16 protein-coding genes and 1 pseudogene are annotated in these 16,989 nt (G+C 57.2%); 9 read left to right on the top strand and 8 right to left on the bottom strand.

The annotated features are described in order from the left end of the window. Positions 1-63 precede the first annotated feature (63 nt). Positions 64-456 (bottom strand): annotated as a pseudogene (locus tag NDI76_RS22730) (type II toxin-antitoxin system VapC family toxin). Positions 457-879: 423 nt separating this feature from the next. Here NDI76_RS22730 and NDI76_RS20465 point away from each other — a divergent pair. From NDI76_RS20465 to NDI76_RS20450, 4 genes are all read left to right on the top strand, one after another. Further along, positions 880-1,377, top strand: a complete 498-nt coding sequence (locus tag NDI76_RS20465; protein WP_310926023.1) for a DUF6326 family protein — start codon at positions 880-882, stop codon at positions 1,375-1,377. A gap of 872 nt (positions 1,378-2,249) precedes the next feature. Then, on the top strand, positions 2,250-2,534 hold the full coding sequence (locus tag NDI76_RS20460) for a hypothetical protein (RefSeq protein ID WP_310926022.1): 285 nt from the start codon (positions 2,250-2,252) through the stop codon (positions 2,532-2,534). 207 nt (positions 2,535-2,741) lie between these two features. After that, on the top strand, positions 2,742-3,170 hold the full coding sequence (locus NDI76_RS20455) for a DUF7539 family protein (protein ID WP_310926021.1): 429 nt from the start codon (positions 2,742-2,744) through the stop codon (positions 3,168-3,170). Between the two features lie 489 nt (positions 3,171-3,659). After that, positions 3,660-5,438, top strand: coding sequence for an eCIS core domain-containing protein (locus tag NDI76_RS20450; protein ID WP_310926020.1), 1,779 nt, complete (start codon positions 3,660-3,662; stop codon positions 5,436-5,438). Positions 5,439-5,654: 216 nt separating this feature from the next. Here NDI76_RS20450 and NDI76_RS20445 read toward each other — a convergent pair whose 3' ends face one another. The 3 genes from NDI76_RS20445 to NDI76_RS20435 all read right to left on the bottom strand — a co-directional run bounded on the left by NDI76_RS20445 (position 5,655) and on the right by NDI76_RS20435 (position 7,138). Beyond that, positions 5,655-5,777 (bottom strand): hypothetical protein, encoded by a 123-nt coding sequence (locus NDI76_RS20445; RefSeq protein WP_310926019.1) that lies wholly within the window; start codon positions 5,775-5,777, stop codon positions 5,655-5,657. A 173-nt stretch (positions 5,778-5,950) separates the two neighbouring features. After that, on the bottom strand, positions 5,951-6,124 hold the full coding sequence (locus tag NDI76_RS20440) for a glycine zipper domain-containing protein (protein ID WP_310926018.1): 174 nt from the start codon (positions 6,122-6,124) through the stop codon (positions 5,951-5,953). A gap of 348 nt (positions 6,125-6,472) precedes the next feature. Beyond that, on the bottom strand, positions 6,473-7,138 hold the full coding sequence (locus NDI76_RS20435; RefSeq protein ID WP_310926017.1) for a hypothetical protein: 666 nt from the start codon (positions 7,136-7,138) through the stop codon (positions 6,473-6,475). Between the two features lie 491 nt (positions 7,139-7,629). Here NDI76_RS20435 and NDI76_RS20430 point away from each other — a divergent pair, with 491 nt between their 5' ends. Next, complete coding sequence (locus NDI76_RS20430; RefSeq protein WP_310926016.1) at positions 7,630-7,896, top strand: tyrosine-type recombinase/integrase; 267 nt, start codon at positions 7,630-7,632, stop codon at positions 7,894-7,896. Between the two features lie 154 nt (positions 7,897-8,050). Here NDI76_RS20430 and NDI76_RS20425 read toward each other — a convergent pair whose 3' ends face one another. The 4 genes from NDI76_RS20425 to NDI76_RS20410 form a co-directional block, all read right to left on the bottom strand. After that, complete coding sequence (locus tag NDI76_RS20425) at positions 8,051-8,779, bottom strand: alpha/beta fold hydrolase (protein ID WP_310926015.1); 729 nt, start codon at positions 8,777-8,779, stop codon at positions 8,051-8,053. A 264-nt stretch (positions 8,780-9,043) separates the two neighbouring features. Continuing rightward, complete coding sequence (locus NDI76_RS20420; protein WP_310926014.1) at positions 9,044-9,970, bottom strand: DUF3267 domain-containing protein; 927 nt, start codon at positions 9,968-9,970, stop codon at positions 9,044-9,046. 245 nt (positions 9,971-10,215) lie between these two features. Then, the gene (locus NDI76_RS20415) at positions 10,216-11,010 is read right to left on the bottom strand and encodes an alpha/beta fold hydrolase (RefSeq protein WP_310926013.1); all 795 of its coding nucleotides are present in this window, start codon (positions 11,008-11,010) and stop codon (positions 10,216-10,218) included. A gap of 320 nt (positions 11,011-11,330) precedes the next feature. Further along, entirely contained in the window at positions 11,331-12,506 is a 1,176-nt protein-coding gene (locus NDI76_RS20410; protein ID WP_310926012.1) for an MFS transporter, read from the bottom strand. Between the two features lie 309 nt (positions 12,507-12,815). Between NDI76_RS20410 and NDI76_RS20405 the strand changes: the two genes are divergently transcribed. The 4 genes from NDI76_RS20405 (at position 12,816) to NDI76_RS20390 (ending at position 16,957) form a co-directional block, all read left to right on the top strand. Then, positions 12,816-14,021, top strand: a complete 1,206-nt coding sequence (locus NDI76_RS20405; RefSeq protein ID WP_310926011.1) for a CBS domain-containing protein — start codon at positions 12,816-12,818, stop codon at positions 14,019-14,021. Positions 14,022-14,285: 264 nt separating this feature from the next. Continuing rightward, positions 14,286-15,095 carry a mechanosensitive ion channel family protein gene (locus NDI76_RS20400; RefSeq protein WP_310926010.1) on the top strand — a complete coding sequence of 270 codons (810 nt, stop codon included), beginning with the start codon at positions 14,286-14,288 and terminating at the stop codon, positions 15,093-15,095. Positions 15,096-15,369: 274 nt separating this feature from the next. Further along, a complete protein-coding gene (locus NDI76_RS20395; RefSeq protein ID WP_310926009.1) occupies positions 15,370-15,675 on the top strand; it encodes a DUF5789 family protein in 306 nt (101 codons plus the stop codon). Positions 15,676-15,862: 187 nt separating this feature from the next. Then, a complete protein-coding gene (locus NDI76_RS20390) occupies positions 15,863-16,957 on the top strand; it encodes an SPFH domain-containing protein (RefSeq protein ID WP_310926008.1) in 1,095 nt (364 codons plus the stop codon). Positions 16,958-16,989: the final 32 nt, after the last annotated feature.

Here is a 16,989-nt window from a genome sequence, read left to right as displayed (position 1 = left end):
TCTCTATGCAGCGTGCAGCATCTGTCACTACGTGTAGATTACACCGAGAATTAGTCCAAGCAGTTACTCGATCAAATCTTCCGGTGCAACACCACCGTGACTGAGCAACTCTCCGTCGAAGGTAACCATGGTCGTATCAACATCGTCCGCTAATGCGAGGAGCACACAGTCCATTGTGTAGAGCAGAGTATCTCGCTGTAATTCATACGCTGTAATCTGGTCACTGATTTCGGGTGCATAGATATCCACGCTACTGTAGATGTCCGACAACACCGCTTCGACGCGGTCCTACTCAACGCGCTTCTTCTTCGTCATGACTGACCGAATTTCCATGAGATTCAGAATAGATGTGCAGAACTCGTGGTCTCCGTTGAGCAACCGCGTCGCAATCTCACCACGACTCGGTTCGTCAGTCAAACTGGCGATGAAGACGTTCGTATCGATGAAGAGCTTCATTCCCGCTTTCGTTCGTCACGTACCGCCTCTACGGAATCAACAGTAACATCTGCAAGTCGGCCTGAAAGCAGGTCACCGAGTCGAGGCCGAGGTTCGTCGTCGTCTGACGATTCATCGGTCCAATTCGGTGGTGTTGCGTAGCTACCCATTATCGGTACTTGCAGACGTGCCTGTAAATCGTTTTCTCTGTTCGAGATTCGCCTCACCGGATTCACTGGGACGAGTAACGATGTGCTGCACTCTCCCTCTACAGTCAACACGTCGTTGTTGACAACGTTCGGTACGGTTTCTGTGGTTGTGCTGAATAGAGGGCGCGTATTCAGCACGCTTCCCGTCTGGTGGATCGTGAGTCACTCAGTTGCTCGTCACACCATCACAGCGTGAAATTGGTACCACTTTACACGGCTGGTGGTTCATGTCAGTATGGATATAAATAATATGAGTGAATCACGTACCGAAGTAAACGAGACAAACGTGTTGGAAGACATCGAGATAAATGTAAAACTGAAGCTCGCGGGGTTGTGGACATCATTTATGTTTTTATATGTATATGTAGACATTTTTGGGTTTTACAAGCCAGGGACTATTGAGGATATACTAATTGGAAAAGTATTCACGTTCGACATTACGCCAACATGGGCGCTGGTTGCACTAGTATTTGTGTCAATTCCGGGTTTGATGATTTTCCTGTCACTGTCATTGCCGGCAAAAGTGAATCGCTGGACGAATATCGTCGTGGCAATACTCTATATTCCTTTTACTTTATTCAATATAGTGGGTGAATCTTGGCCACATATGTATTTTGGTGTTATTGTAGAAGTCGTTCTTCTTGCACTAGTTCTCAGGTATGCCTGGAAATGGCCTCGGACTACAGGGAGTAGTTCAGATTCTGAGACTGGCTCAACCACTGCACATACATAGATCGAAGGCGGGACACCGTCTAGTGGTTTGTCAAGCATGGAGTTGCGGGCTCGCCTGTCCCTATTGAATAGTTCTCGTGGCGCGTGCAAGATACGCACGTCTCTACTGAACGACTGTTTTGCAATCAACGGTGTGAAAAGAACAGCAATGACGTGCTGAATACAACCCTCTATATCTCGCACACCGAGTTCAACACATCTGCGGTCTGCCACGTTGGAACGTATGAAGACTTGCGCTAATCGCTATGAGAAGTCCGTGACCACAGCCAACATCGCCACCATACTCTACTCAGCCATTCGGGAGGCGACATCCAGTCTAGCGTCCGTGGTTTGTGGGGATGAACTTCTCTTTTGCATCCGGGCGGGAAATCCGGGTGGCGAAGCCAGACAATGGTTGGGGTAAAACAGTTCGTTAGGCGGGTGCGTGTGGAGGTTGTTCCCGTACCCTGGTAGCGCGTTGATTTCGGTTACTGTGGGCGATCCGTCTGTTACGGTACTGTCCATAACGATGGTGATGATCGCCCCGAGGAATAGATAGTGTTCGGCTGAGTCACCGTCGAAACTGTAGTGACTGGTCGAATCGTCAGACAGGACTCTAACCGGGTTAGACGACTGGAGCCTAGATAAGTGTTCACATGCAGCAAAAGAACAGGCTAACGTCGTCACCATGTCGATATGATTGCGAATGATTGGTATTCACCGCGTACCGAAGAGTGAGTTACTGGGCAGCTCCGAGTGAGTTCAAACAGTATGTACGAGACTGGATTCTTGGTCCCTATCCGATATCCCCTGCGAGAAAGTAGCGTTCGAACCCTGAAACGAGCGATTGAACTTGCTCATGGACATGAAAACTCTCACCTGTATATTCTCTATGTGAATCTCCTCCACAAGGGCGAGCACGTCGAGCGGGAAGAACTCGTTCGCGCGGTCGGGCGTGAGTTCGGCTCACTCCCGAACGCGAGCTACCACGTCCGAAACGCGTTCTTGCTCGAAGAGGCCATCCTTTACGAGGCCATACAGCAAGACGTCGACTACGTCGTCATCGGAAAGGACACCAAAGCACGGTGGCGTCAGATACTCTCCGATCGCCTCGACATCGACACAGATCTCGAGGTGTTCTTGCAGCGCCATCTGAACACGAAACTGGTCGTCGTGTAGTTATCAACTCCTCTCTGTGGGTTCACGATCGAAAGCGTCCCGTCGTCGAATACAGGACTTCACTTCTCCCGAGCAGTCCGATACGCACACGAACCAAATGCGAATGTGAGCGACGAAGCCGGTGTTAAGTACGCCGCCACCACCGACACACTCACCATCCGTAGATGTTGTACAAACGTTCATTCGTCTTGCACCCCTTCTAGAACCATGGCCGAGTTTCCAGACGAACGACAGCTCGTACTACGGGCGCGTTCCCAGTTGGACCAGTGGACGAAAAGTGCCCGGATGGAGGCGTACACTGAACTGTTCGAAGGTGACGATCCTCTCCTCTCCACCAAAGAGGTACAGTTGCTCGATGCACTCGACTCCGAACTGGAGCGAGAGGGCGGCGATGGTGTCTGGGGAACCGATCAGTACGGAATCCACACGGCGGGGACCTTGAGTTCGGATACCCCACTCGGCGTCGTTTGTGTGTACCACCCGCAGATCACCAAAGACTCCGTCCTTCGTGGGGCAGACGACCTCGACGACGAGGCCGAAGAGCGACTCAACGCAGCACTCTGGCGATATAGTGAACGGGTTGCGACGCTCATCGAAGAAGCACTCGACGAATTCATCCGTCAAACACAGAGCTGACGATTCGTATCGCCTCTTCTGCCAGACCGCTCTCGGGGTGCAACTACCGTCTGGTTCTACTGCCTCCTGGATCCACTCGGGCAGCGGCCGGGGTTCATTCAACCCTGTAACTCCCAGAGGGTTTCAACAGAGCTTCTATTACCGTGTTCAGTGAAGATTTTCAAACATCCCGTTTGGACCAATTGACCGAGACGCGCCCTCTATGCAGCACGCCCACAGAAACCTCACCAAACGCTGTCAGAAGCGTCGTGACCGACTCAGTGGGTGAGTTCAGTAGTCTCCATTCGACGGCAGCCATAGACCATTATTTAGAATTGTGTTTCGCAACGTTCCCCTGGTACCCCGGGTTGCGGTCCGGGGTCGTCACCGCGCGTTTTTGAAAGTTGAGCGAACAGCTTATGTCCTCGTGAACCCTTCCTGACATATGATTGTTGGTGGCCCAGGCAGTACCGGTTGCGCCGAACTGGGCGCTCCCGTCCCGGCGATCCAATGCCGCGTTTCGGTTTGCTGATGCGCCGGAGCCGAGCGGGCGACAAGGAGACGAAGGCGGACGGTGACGGAAGAAGGCGTACCGAGGCGAGGCGGCAAGATCAGAAACCGAGGTGGCGAGTGGGGACACGCGAACGCCCGGGCCCGGTTCCGGGGGACCGAGACCGTCCGCTGTTGCGATTACAGCGGAGCCACGGTAACCAAGCGGTGCAACGGCTGGTGGCCGAATGGAGCGAACCGAAAACCCGGTCGGAGATGAGAGTCGGACAGCCAGACGACAAGTACGAGCAAGAGGCCGATCGGGTAACAGAGCAGGTCATGCGGATGCCGGATGGAACCGCCGTCCAGCCCGTGCGCGTTACGCAGCCCGGCCCACGCCAGATCACTCCATCGCCGGACTCTCTTTTGACACGGAAAGACGGGTATAGAAAGGTAGCCGCTAATCCCGAGCTACAGCGTGACGCCGCTGAGCCACCCTCCGGCACCGTCCCGCCAGAGGTACACAAGGTCCTGCGCACGCCCGGCCGACCACTCGAGCCGGTCACACGTGGTTTCATGGAACAACGCTTCGGCCACGACTTTTCTCGAGTGCGAGTACACACTGACGCACCCGCCGAGCGATCAGCGCGGGCGGTGAACGCCCGGGCGTACACGGTAGGGAACGACGTGATTTTCGATGAGGGTCGGTTTGCACCGAGGACACAGGAGGGACGGCGGTTAATTGCGCACGAGCTGGCGCATGTCGTACAGCAGTCCAACGTGGGCGGGATTCGTCCGGGCTCGGACGAGAGAGAGCATGGATTGTCATCCGTCTTACCGTACAGCGGGCAGTCCACTGGGAGAAAGCGGCTTCAGGGTCATGAGCAGCCCCACGTCGCGCATCGGATCAATAGCGTAATTCAACGACAACGAGACAGACCAAGTGTCAAAATAACTAATGTTCTCACGAGTGTTGATGAGAGGCAGGCTGAAGAGAAGGCGCGGGAGATCGCAGAACGTATCAGAGCTGGAAAGAGCGGGTCGGAGGACGACTGGCAACTAGTAAACCGCTACCTAGAATTCTTCGAGGGCAAGGCTTTGACATCGTTTGTTCTGACACTCCAGGATAGCCTTGGAGAGAAGTTGGATACTGAGCGAGAAACGACATACTATCCCGAAGTCCAAGAAGCGACGTCTGAAATGAGAACCATCGTCCCCACTTCGTCACCTAAAATCGTCCGTGGGGGATTGGAGGTCGTGTTCCAGCTCTCCATCTTCAAGCAAACCAGTGACAGCATCAGTATTGTATCATACACTGAGGGGAGTGGGAGTTTCAAAGGAGGGATTGGACTTTCGGCCAAAAAAGTGTTCAACTTCTCCGTGGGTGGAGAATGGAAAGCGGGGACAAGAAAATCGAAAGCGAACGAAAGGAAGAGCGGCAGTGCGAGTGGCGTAGCGACCAGACGGACGTTCACTGTTCAAAAGCTAGAGCGTGACGTCCTTCTCGCCAAGTATCTCAAGCGATATCACGGGGTAAATCCCCCAAAACCATGGGGGCTGAACGAAGGACAACTCGCTACAAAGACCGAATACATTAGTAAAGGGAATCAGTCCGAGACTCAAATAGGCTACAGGATCCTTCCAAAGTCGGGTGGTGAGCCGTGGGGGCCGTTTTGGAACGTCTTCAGAGGGTATCAGCAGGTCGAAGGAACGGCGCTTGACCAAGTGTGGGAAATCATCGCAACTGAACAGCGGAAGGCCGCTGAAATGTTGGCGTATGGCTTCAACAGAGGCGAGTGATCGTGAGGGTTCTACCTGTACAGAGTTCCGTCGACTAACCCGCAAAAAGGGTGAGTAATCCTATTACTGAGAGTTCATCGAGGAAACAGATCAGTGATTGGAGCTATCGATGAGGGAACCGCGGCCGAAGACGAACAGAGTCACACGCCACCACGTGTACGTCGTCGATCGACTCATACAAGACCATCCTCAGCCACCCGAGAGAGCCTCGTCCCTTCACTCCGTGAGCTTGCGCCGCTGGACCTTCCCGGTCACGGTGGTCGGGAACTCCTCGACGAACTCCACCTGTCGCGGGTACTTGTAGGCGGCCTCAATGGATGATGCCGATTGCGAATGCAAGATACGCGCCCTGAGTTCAGCACACCCACAGAAACCTCATCAAGCGCTGTCAGGAGCGACGTACTGAAGGGAGAGGGTGAGTTCAGCAAGACTTCGATGTTCGTGTCACACGACTATTGATGAAACAGCCGTTAGGCAGGTGTGCCTACTCCTCAATCGAGAATTACATATCTTTATTCTCGATTGCTCAGTCCAGCTCCAATTGCAGCACCAAGTGCCACTCCGATAGCGAGCCACAGTCCAAGATTATCTGTCGCAGAACCGATAGCGACCCCGATTGCAAGTCCAATCGCCATTCCTACCCCCACGTCTTTCCCGCTTGATGTTGTCTCGCTTTCCTCGCTCATGTACTCTCGTGGATTTTTGGAGGTAGTAAGTCCACCGTACACCTAACACCGAGACCGGCACAGTCGAGTGACCGACTCGCGCCCTGTATATAGCACGGCCGCTGAGTTCTACTCAGGTGCTGTCAGAAGCGTCGTGCAAGATCGAGAGGATATGTGCAGTACAAGGATTCCAGCAAGTTCACGGCAGACTCCGACACATCCCATCGTCGTGTTAGGAATCAAAGACATGTCCTCTACCGATTCACAACTAGAGTGGACGAGCCCGGAACACGTCGCAACCGTCGCTGTTACTCTTTATATAGGAGATGCCGGTAGTGTCCACTTGGATTATCGAGGTACGACCCCGCCTCACACTGCCTCACGCCGACTCGCGCGTAACAGGAGGATGCCGAGGCCGGCGAACCAGACAATCTGGGTAATCCCGAAGATGCCGCCGCCGACTTCGCCGAGTGCCGGGATGGCTGAAAGGATGCCTGCCGTACCGACCACGAGACCAACATAGTTCAGCGCCCGGTGTAGTGCCCGTGCCCGTAGTGCGACCACACTCACGAGAAGGGTCCAGATACCGCCGACGATCTCGTTGCCGCCACCAAGCCCGTCGATGACCGGACTGACCGCTAGCCAGACCGTCGTTGCTTGGGTCGGGTCCGTGCCGTACAGATCTACGACGACGCCCGTGGCGATGTTGGCGACCATCCCACTAGCGATGACAAGCCCGGCCCAAATCAGCCCGAACGCGGTCGTCGCCCCCATCAGCATCGGTGCGTCGGTCTTGAGGCGCGCGTGGAGTGACAAGACGAGCGCTACCAGAACGACGCCGAAGACCACGTAGATGAGTAGGTACATCGCGTACAGACTCGTCTGGTTCGTCACGAACAGTTCGACCTGCTGGAGCGGCGTGGTAACGTTCGCAAAGTCAAGGACGACGAGGAAGTACACGATGCCGGCCACGTAGATCGCCGCCTCGGTTAGCGCTGCCAGACCACCGACCCGCAGGTAGTTCCACCGACTCACACCGGCCGGCCGCTCAATACTCTCGACTGCTTGGTTAGTAGACGATGCCACTTTGTATCACTGATATTACAATAGCTGTCTGAGAAGATAACCGTGCCGCTGGTGCCGGCATTCGTCAATCATACTGTCCTCGTCTCTGTCCAGACGATCCAGATGAGCTCGCCATCTTGCCCGGCAGTCGAGAAACAAGATTGTCCACAGCCGACCAGGTGTGTCTGGGCTGTGGACTACCTGATCGGATTCCGACCGAGCATTGTCGAAATCCTGGCGAACATGCCCAAGAGGGGGCGCTGCAGCCACCATGGGATCGCCGCGAGACGCACGTCCGCTCGGTAGTGGGAGAGCACCGCCACCACCGCAAATAAGTCCGGCTCCCCGCCTGCACTAGCTTCATAGAGCGCCCGAATCGAACCTTCGAATTCGCCTGGCGGGCGTAGCGTCGTCCGAACGACAAGCGTGTCGCCGAAGACGACGACACACCACTCGTCAGCGTGACGAGCACGCGGAGTCTCCGGCGGTGGGCGACGTCGGCGGCTGAGATCGTGCGAGAGGAGACAGGCGACGACGGCTGGTCGTACCTCGCGTTTCACGACCTCCGGCGGACGTGGGCAACGGCGCTTGCGTCGGCTGACGTTGACCCGCTACTGGTCTGTGACTGGGGTGGGTGGAACGACCTCAATACGTTCCTTGAGCACTATCGCGGGTCGCACGCGCCGGAGGCTCAGAGGAGGGAACGGGAGAAAGTCAACTGGCTCTGAAGACGAACAGAGGAGCATCCTTCAACTATTATTCGAAACTGAGATGTTCGGCGTGCTGAATAGAGAGCATCAGTACAGCAGTCGCGAGGAGCGAGTAGTGGGCTGGCCGAAGTCGGGAGTCAGTCTGCGGTTCCAGTGAGCCTCCATTCGACAGTCATTCAATCCGGGTTCTGAACTCCTCAAGGACTGAGGCCAACTCGTCGGGGCGGCTCAGCATCGGGAGATGCCCGGTGTTGAGGGTGACGACGTCGTCGGTTTCGAGAGTAACAGCCATCTTCGCCTGCTGGTCCGGCGTTATCGACTCGTCCGTACCTGTCTGGATATATTGCCTCTCTACGTCAGGGATGATGCCGTCCACCGGATCGGTGTAGAGATAGCGCGATTCAGGAACGAACTCAGTAACGACACGGTCTGCTTGTTCGTCAGTCAATTCCGCACAGAGCGATCCACGGATAATTCGCTCCGGCGGCCGAGTTCCGGCGAACCGTAGTATGGCTTGTTGGACGACGCGCTGGTGGAAGGGGAAACACGACAGAAACGACTGTCCGGGTTCCGGAATCCCCGCACTCAGACCGACGAAGCCCGTGAGACGGTTTACGAGCCGAGAGGCAACCTCCATGCAGACTGCGCCACCAATCGAGTGGGCGACGAGAATCACACGAGACGTATCCCACTCCTCGACTTGCTCGGTGACTGCTTCCGAGTAATCCGCCAAGCGAAGGTCGTCTCGCGCCGATTGGTCGGCCTCCCGGGCAGGAAACCTGGCTGACAATGTCGGAGCCTGCATGCGCGAAACCAATTCCTCCCAGATCCACACGTCGAATCCTGCTCCGTGAACCAGTACGAATCCGACGTCCTCCGAAGAGTCAGTAGGTGCACTCATGTTCTGCTCGACCGAATTAGCGAGTATAAGTGTATCCCCGCCATAGCCGATTCGCGCACTGTATTCAGCACGACCATAGAGACCTCACCAAACGCTGTCAGAAAAGGCGTGACACAGACAGAGGATGTATTCAGTACAGAGGACTCGTTTATTCCGCCTCACCCACGCTGAACTAACTGATGGGTAGCGCGTGCGAACCCACCGATCACTCACTAATCGTGTCCGAGATGACAGTCGCGTTCAAATCCTGTGAGATGAGTCCAGTCAGTGCTTGTTTGCCGTGTCCGTGGTCGCCTCATTAATGGGCTCTCTCGCTCGTCGATAACTCCGGATGAACGCATAGATCAGTCCGAGTACTGCTCCGATACTCAGGACGCCTGGACCGACGGCAAGAGAGATTTCGGTCGGCGTTGAGACGAACGAGAAGAGGTACGTGAGCGTCCCCTCGGTTCCGACCGTCAGCGACTCGACACCGAGAACATCCAGGATAAGTGGCCCACCAATTGCAAGGAGGACGAACACCGCGACGGTAGTGACTGCCGCGCCCGAGAGGGCGTCCCACACGAGGGCAGTCACAGAAATTCGGCGTGGCCGATCGCTCGCCCGTCCGTAGATCCGGACGCCGGTTCGATGATCTTGGAGTCTGGCGTCGGCGGGCACACCGAGCAGCGTCAGCGTCATCCAGAGGTCAGCGATTGCCCCGCCGGCATTCGCCGATAGCGGCACGATGAGCCAGCCCCACTCGAAGATGAGCATTACCGGCACCCCGACGGCGGTCATCACGACCAGCGGTGTCAGGAGTAAGACGATGAACTGGTTACGGGTGAACTCGTGATCGGTCGTCGCGTAGGCGTACGGCAGGATGAAGTGGGCAACCCCGACGCCGTACTTCGGCTCACCGCCGTAGTAGCGGATGGCAAGCCCGTGCAGCCACTCGTGAGGAATGAGAATGACAGTACCGAGAACCAAAATGACGAGCACATCCAGTGCACTCGTCCACCATTCGACCCCGGCGGGTGCGAACTGAAAGGTCGCCGCCTGACCGGTAACAGTCTGATAGAGTCCACTGAGAAGAGCTGCCGCGACGAACAATCCGAGCGTGCCGAGGCACATCATCTGGATGGTAAGCCCTCGCGTCAGTTCAAGATCTGCGAGCAGCGTCTCTTGTTCGGATTGAGTAGCTGTGACCATAGTGACCAGAGTGTTGGGCTGCTGAAATAATTACTCCGAGTATTGAGCACATTGAGGGAGAGACATATTACAATACGACTCGTCCTGAGTGATTCAATTCACTCTCTCCGGGTGCTATGTCGGTGACCAATTCGCGCTCTCTAATCAGTACGACAACAGAAACCTCACCGAGCGCTGTCAGAAACGTCGTGATCGATTCAGAGGGTGTATGTAGCAAACTGACTTCATTTATGGCGACAAATCTGTTATTTACGGTTATGCCGAAAAGCGAGTATCTCCTCGACGCAGCGATCGGGCTTCGATATCAATCCGAAGTGATCTGCTCCGTCGATCCGTACAATCCGACTGTCCGGGAGCGTCTCGTCTAAAGTCTTCGTCGTATCGTTGGCACCCGGGGAACTCTCCTCGCCAACGAGTAACAAGGTCGGTATTGTCACGTCTCTGAACCGGTCATGTTCGAACTCGTATTCAATGAGCTGTTCGAACTCACGAGGGAGTGTATCCGCTGCGTCCACGAGCTCCTGCCAGTTCGCGCCTGATCGAAGCTCCTTAACGGATGGTTCGGGCATTCTCACGGTGTTGAGAAGGGTGAGAAGTGCTTGTTCCTTCTCACCGTCGGTTATCAGGGGCCGGATCGTTCCGAGCAGTTGTTCCATAACTGGGAAACCCTCTTCGAACGAGATCCCCGGTTCGTATAGGACGAGGCCCTGGAGAGTATCGATCCGATCAGCGGCATTCAGGGCAACGACAGCGCCAAAAGAGTGGCCGAGAAGCGTCACCGGTTCGTCGATCGACTCGACGACGGCAGCCACGTCTTCGAGCTCGCATTCTAGGTCGTATTCATCAGTGTCGCCGCTCCCGCCACGCCCACGCCGGTCAATGGCATAGACCGTGTAGTGTGCCGCAAGCGCAGAACGGACGCTGGAGAGATCCCAGAAAGTGTGATCGAAACCCATTCCATGGACGAGCACGACTGGCGGCCCACTCCCGGTTCGTTCGAACGCGATCAACGTGCCATCCGCTGAAGTGACTGTTTCCACGATTGCTCAGCCATAACGTACGCTGCCCGCGTATGTCATCTTGTCGCACACAATGTGTTCGAGAAATCTGAGCGGCAAGCACATTGATCAGGTCCCAGCCCTGCAAGATACGCGCCCTGAGTTCAGCACAGCCACAGAAACCTCATCAAGCACTGTCAGAAGCGTCGTGACCGACTCAGAGCGCGAATGCAGCACGGAGGGGCGTCAGGATCAGTGTATTCGAATCGGGTGCGGGAAGGAAATTCAGCATTAGATCACTCCCTCTCTTCTCAGTGCATACTGAAAGTGAGACTCAGGGAGGCCTCTGTTAAGCAGATGAATCACTCCAGAGCGAAAACCAGCACTCCGAATCCGAGCGCGATGATTCCCGCAGAGAGAAGCAGGCTACGGTACCCGAACTGAAGAGAGAGGGTGGTGAACGCGATAGGCCCGCCCGCCCGACCAATCGAACTCGCACTCCCTCGGAGACTCAGCGCCCCTGCCCGGTACTCTGTCCGTACGAGGTCACTCACTCCGGCATCTATCGATGGTAAGGTCAACCCCCACCCAGCACCGAAACCAACCGTCGAAATCGCAATCAACACAGGTGATGTGGCGAACCAGACACCACCCAGACCCAGAGCTGTAGCCACAAACCCAACTGCGATAATGCGGGGGTCTGTGGAGTGTTGGGAGAGTCGGCCATTCTGGGTGGCAGCCACAATAGATGCCACCTCTCCCATTGTAAGGACGAGGCCGATGAGAATGGCTGACAGGCCGAAGTTGGCTTTCAGTAGAAATGGAAGAGCGGTGAAGACAGCGCCAAACAGCAGTAGATCGATTATCAACGCCGAGCCATAGAAAATTATGGCCTCTCGGGCGGAAAGGGCCGAGATGACCCGACGGACATACAGCGAACTCTGTGTTTCCCGCTTCCCTGACGGTTCGTCCAGTACGATCAGTGCGAAGAGCGCCACCGGCAACCCGAGGAGAAACATGGCGAAGGGAGCGTTCCACGATACAGCGACGAGCGCACCCCCGACGACTGGAAATGCAGCTGCTCCCATCGAAAGAATCGCCGTATTAACACCGAACACGGCGTTTCGTTGGACACCTTCGAACACGTCGCTAATCAGCGTGATCGTGGTAATCCCGAGCCCCGCCAGTGCTATGCCCTGAACGAGCCGGAGTGTCAGAACGAGCCAGAACGGAGGCGCGAGGGCAATAAAACCGCCAGCAAGGCTCCACAGCACGAGACTCGACAGAAGGACACGCCGTCGCCCCACCCGATCAGTGAGTAGACCAACGAGTGGTGAGAGGAAAATTCCAGGAATTACTATCGTCGACAGCAGGAGGCTCGCTGCTGGATCGGTGAGGGAGAACGCATCCCGAAAAACGGGTAATCCCGGACTGATGAGTGCGATGCTGAACGGAGCGATGAACGTCGTCAGGAGGACTACCTGGAGGGTCGACGATCGCCAGGGAATTGAGGTCGTCAGAGAGTTTTTAGTGGACAATGATAGAACCTCTCAATTTGTTGGCTATTTTCCCTGCTTCTGATTCAGTGGGCTCCTTGAAAAAAGCACCCATGAATGTATTCTCTGTATCTCGTACCGGTATATCGACATATACTCAGCACGTCGCGTTGCGTCTGCTGTAGACGAAGCGAAAGTTGCGTCTTCCGCTTGAGACGGCACTGTCTAGTTAAGGAGTGAGCAGGTCGAAGACGTACATTGCGAAACCATCACTTCGCGCGTCCCTCCCTCTACAATGAGGGGAGGGACAGGCATAACCGGCCTGCGTCCCTCACACTAGAGAGTTCACCCATGGATATCTCCGAAATTCTCTCGCCGAAGTTCACCGAGTTCGACATCGGCACACCGCTCTCAAAGGTCACGGGGGCATTCGAAAATCAAGAACTCGATGCCGTCGTCGTAACAGACGGCGACGAGTATCGCGGCGTCGTCAGTCGCCGACAGTTGGCGTCCTCGTCCAACCAGCCGTCTGCGAAGGTCGGCTCACAGGTACAGCACGTCCCGACTGTCGACCGCACCGAGGACGTCCGTGAGGTCGCGCGGCTCATGATCGGGAGCGACGCCAAGACGCTCCCCGTACTCGACGACGACCGTGTCGTCGGTGTCGTGACCGCCGATGCCGTCCTCAAGGCGGTCCGTCCGTTCCTCGACGCGGCGACTGTCGACGACGCCTACACGGCGGAACTGGTCAGCGCGACCCCGGAAACCACGATCGGAAAAGCGCTCAATACGCTTCGGGAAGCCGGAATCGCCCACCTCCCGGTCGTCGACGGTGAGGATCTCGCGGGAATGGTGAGCTTGTACGACGTCATTGAGTTCACGACGCGGGGCGGCAGTAAGAGCCAAGGCGGGTCGTCGAGCGGCTTCGGTGGCAGTGGCGGGGGGCAGAACCGTGGTGGGTTCGGCGCGCGCGAGGGCGACGCCGACCGGATGCTCGACCTGCCGATACGGAACCTGATGTCCGATGCAGTCGCGACAATCGAACGGAGCGCACCGCTCGACGAGGTCGTCGAGGCGATGTTCGATCGTGAGATCTCCTCGCTCGTCGTCACGGCCGATGACTCGGGTGAGCCGGTCGGTATCATCACGAAAACGGACGTCATCGAGGCGCTCACCTGGGAGCGCGAGGACCGGAACGCCGTCCAAGTGTTCGGACTCGACCTGCTGGAAGAGATGGACTACGACGACGTCTCCGCGCTGATCGAGAAGATGACCTCGAAGTACGGAGAGATGAGCGTGATCAAAGCCAGCATTCAACTGCAGGAGCACAAGGAACGAAGCCGGGGTGTACCGCTGGTGCTGGCACGGATTCGACTGGTCACCGACCGCGGGTACTTCACGGCCGATGGGGAGGGGTTCGGCGCCACGCACGCCCTTCGACTCGCGACGAACGCGGTCGAGCGTCAACTCCTCAAGGGGAAGACCTACGGCCAATCGAAGAAGCGTTCGGACGCCGAGGAGCAGGCACCGCTGTACGGTTGGTGGCTCGGCGGCTGATCCGGTCGGTGCCGACGGACGGACGAATACTCGACTTCCGGCACGGGTACCGTCCGTCGACGCGGCCCTGAGCCCCGCATACCGTGCTGACGAAGAACCGACGAGAAGACCCGCTGAGACGAATTTTTTCTCTATCTCGCTCGGGAAGGTGAGTAAACTACGCCGGTGAACGCTTCTGCGCTCAGCATGTAACCCACATAATGAAAAACCCGCGAGATGTGAAAATGTCGTCCGTTCATGATGCTGACGGGTGACATCCGAGTTATGCTACAACCGAATGTACTACAGATAAATGTTCCCGCGTTCCTCGAGGAGACGGTTGCGGAGATCGTCTCGTTTCTCCCCCGTCTGGTCGGGGCTCTCCTCGTTCTCCTGATCGGCTGGGTCCTCGGCGTCGCGGCCGCCAAGGTGGTCCGGAAGGTAGCGGACCGGGTCGAGATCGACCGGATGGTGCTCGAAACGCCGATCGGACGCATCCTCGGAGGAACCGAAGACGCCGTCTCGAACGCGTTCGGGACGCTCGCGAAGTGGTTCGTCTACGCGCTGGCGATTCTCGCCGCCGCGAACGTGCTCGCGATTTCGCTGCTGTCGGAGTGGATCTCGACGGCGGTCTCGTATCTCCCGGCGTTCGTCGCCGGACTGTTGGTGATCGTCCTCGGATTCGTCGTTGCGGACTTCATCGGCGACGCCATCATGCAGACCCGGACGGCCACCCAGACCGGGTACACCTCGTGGTTCGCGAGAGGCACGCGGATGTTCCTCTACTTCACCGCGATCGTGATCGGACTTGACACGATGGGCGTCGACGTCGGCATCCTGTTCGTCTTCGCCAACGCGTTAGCGTGGGGACTCGCCGCTGCCGTCGCAATCGGCGTCGGTATCGCCGTGGGATGGGGCGGCCACACCTACGTCGCGGAGAACGTCGACCGCTGGATGGGACGCGCGTCCGCCGGGACGCCGACACCGTACAACTCGCCGCAGGCCGACGGCGGTGAGGCGAGCGAGGCGAGTCGAACCTCGTCGGACGTTCAGTCCGACGACGGTGAGCGGAACCCCTTCGATGGCGGAGAGTAATACGTAGCTATCCGCCCTACCGGCGTCCGGGGCGTCACCGTTCGGATCACTATTTTGTTGGCCTCTTCCTTCCGACCCTCGTTCGACGTTGCCGTCCTGCGCCGGAGCACGACGCCTTGGCTGACCGACACGGCAACGGCGATACGCGACCGTGCGGTGAGTCACGTCGTCGCCGGCGCCGTGGAGAACCGAGTAACTCGGTTAATCAAAACAGATGGCGACCATCAAAATGAGACCACTTGAAGTGACAGGAGGACGGTAGTTTAGCCATCCTATGAAGATAAGCAACGTACTCGCCTCTCTCGAAGACGAACTCACGTTTCCGATTGACCACGATTCGGTCATCAGACAGGTCGGAGCGGTCGAAATCGACGCCCCCGACGCACAGGAAACCGAGACTATCTCCACGATCATCGGTTCCGTCGGACAGGAGACGTACGCGTCGGCCGACGAGTTGTTCACGACCATCATCGGGAACGTGAACGACGAGTACATCGGACGCAAGTTCTACGACGACCGCGGCGGGAACTCCTCCGAAGCGGCGTTAGAACCCACGGACGAAGTCGACGTCTCGTTCTGAAGAGGTCGGAGGATGCGCACGCGGGACGGCTGAAAAGCTGCGGGTCGGAGGCACTCGGAGCGTCGACGGAACTCGCGCGCCGGTCGGACCGGTCGGGTGCCGCCAGTCGTGTCTCTCACATAATCAAAAACCCGACCCGCGTGAAAACGTCGACTCTTCATACAGTCGTGGAGCGAATGTGAAGCAGATGTACGATTTAGTTTCGCTGCAGGTTCCCGCTCTCGGACTCACGATAGGTGGGCTGCTCGTACTGGTGCTGGCAGTGGTAACGGTCTGGCAGATGGTGCGGTTCGTCGACGCCTACGACAAGCAGGCGCTCACGGTGTTCGGCGAGTACCGTGGCCTGCTCGAACCGGGCATCAACTTCATCCCCCCGTTCGTGTCGCGCACGTACACGTTCGACATGCGGACACAGACGATGGACGTCCCCCGACAAGAAGCGATCACGCGGGACAACTCGCCCGTGACGGCGGACGCCGTCGTCTATCTCCGCGTGATGGATGCGAAGAAGGCGTTCCTGGAGGTCGAAGACTACAAAACGGCCGTCTCGAACCTCGCCCAAACCACGCTCCGAGCGGTCCTCGGCGACATGGAACTCGACGACACGCTGAACAAACGCCAAGAAATAAACGCCCGTATCCGGAGGGAACTCGACGAACCGACCGACGAATGGGGAATCCGCGTCGAGTCCGTCGAAGTCCGAGAGGTCAATCCCAGCCAAGAGGTCCAACACGCGATGGAACAGCAGACCGGCGCGGAGCGGAGACGACGGGCCACGATCCTCGAAGCGCAGGGGGAGCGCCGGAGCGCAGTCGAACAAGCGGAAGGGGACAAGCAGTCGAACATCATCCGCGCGCAGGGCGAAAAACAGAGCCAAATCCTCGAGGCACAGGGTGACGCGATTTCGACCGTTCTGAGAGCCAAGTCCGCCGAATCGATGGGCGAACGCGCGATCATCGACAAAGGGATGGACACGCTCGAAGCCATCGGTCAAGGGGAGTCGACGACGTTCGTCCTCCCGCAGGAACTCACCTCGCTGGTCGGACGCTACGGCAAACACCTCACGGGGAGCGACGTCGCGACCGACGGACAGCGGTTGGACAGTCTGCAGTTCGACGAGGAGACGCGCGAACTCATCGGCCTCGATGACATCAAGGAGATACTCGGCGAGATAGAGGAGGCAGCCGAGATGAACGTCGAAGCGTTGGAACAACAGGCCAAGGCGGTCAAGGACGGTGAATCGAATGCGAAGAACGGCCCCGTACGGGAGAAAAACTCCTAAACGCGACACTCGGTGGGTGTCGAGAGAGGACC

It is taken from the genome of Halogeometricum sp. S1BR25-6 (assembly GCF_031624495.1).
Classification (GTDB): domain Archaea; phylum Halobacteriota; class Halobacteria; order Halobacteriales; family Haloferacaceae; genus Halogeometricum; species Halogeometricum salsisoli.
This window is presented reverse-complemented; position numbering and strand designations above follow the sequence as displayed.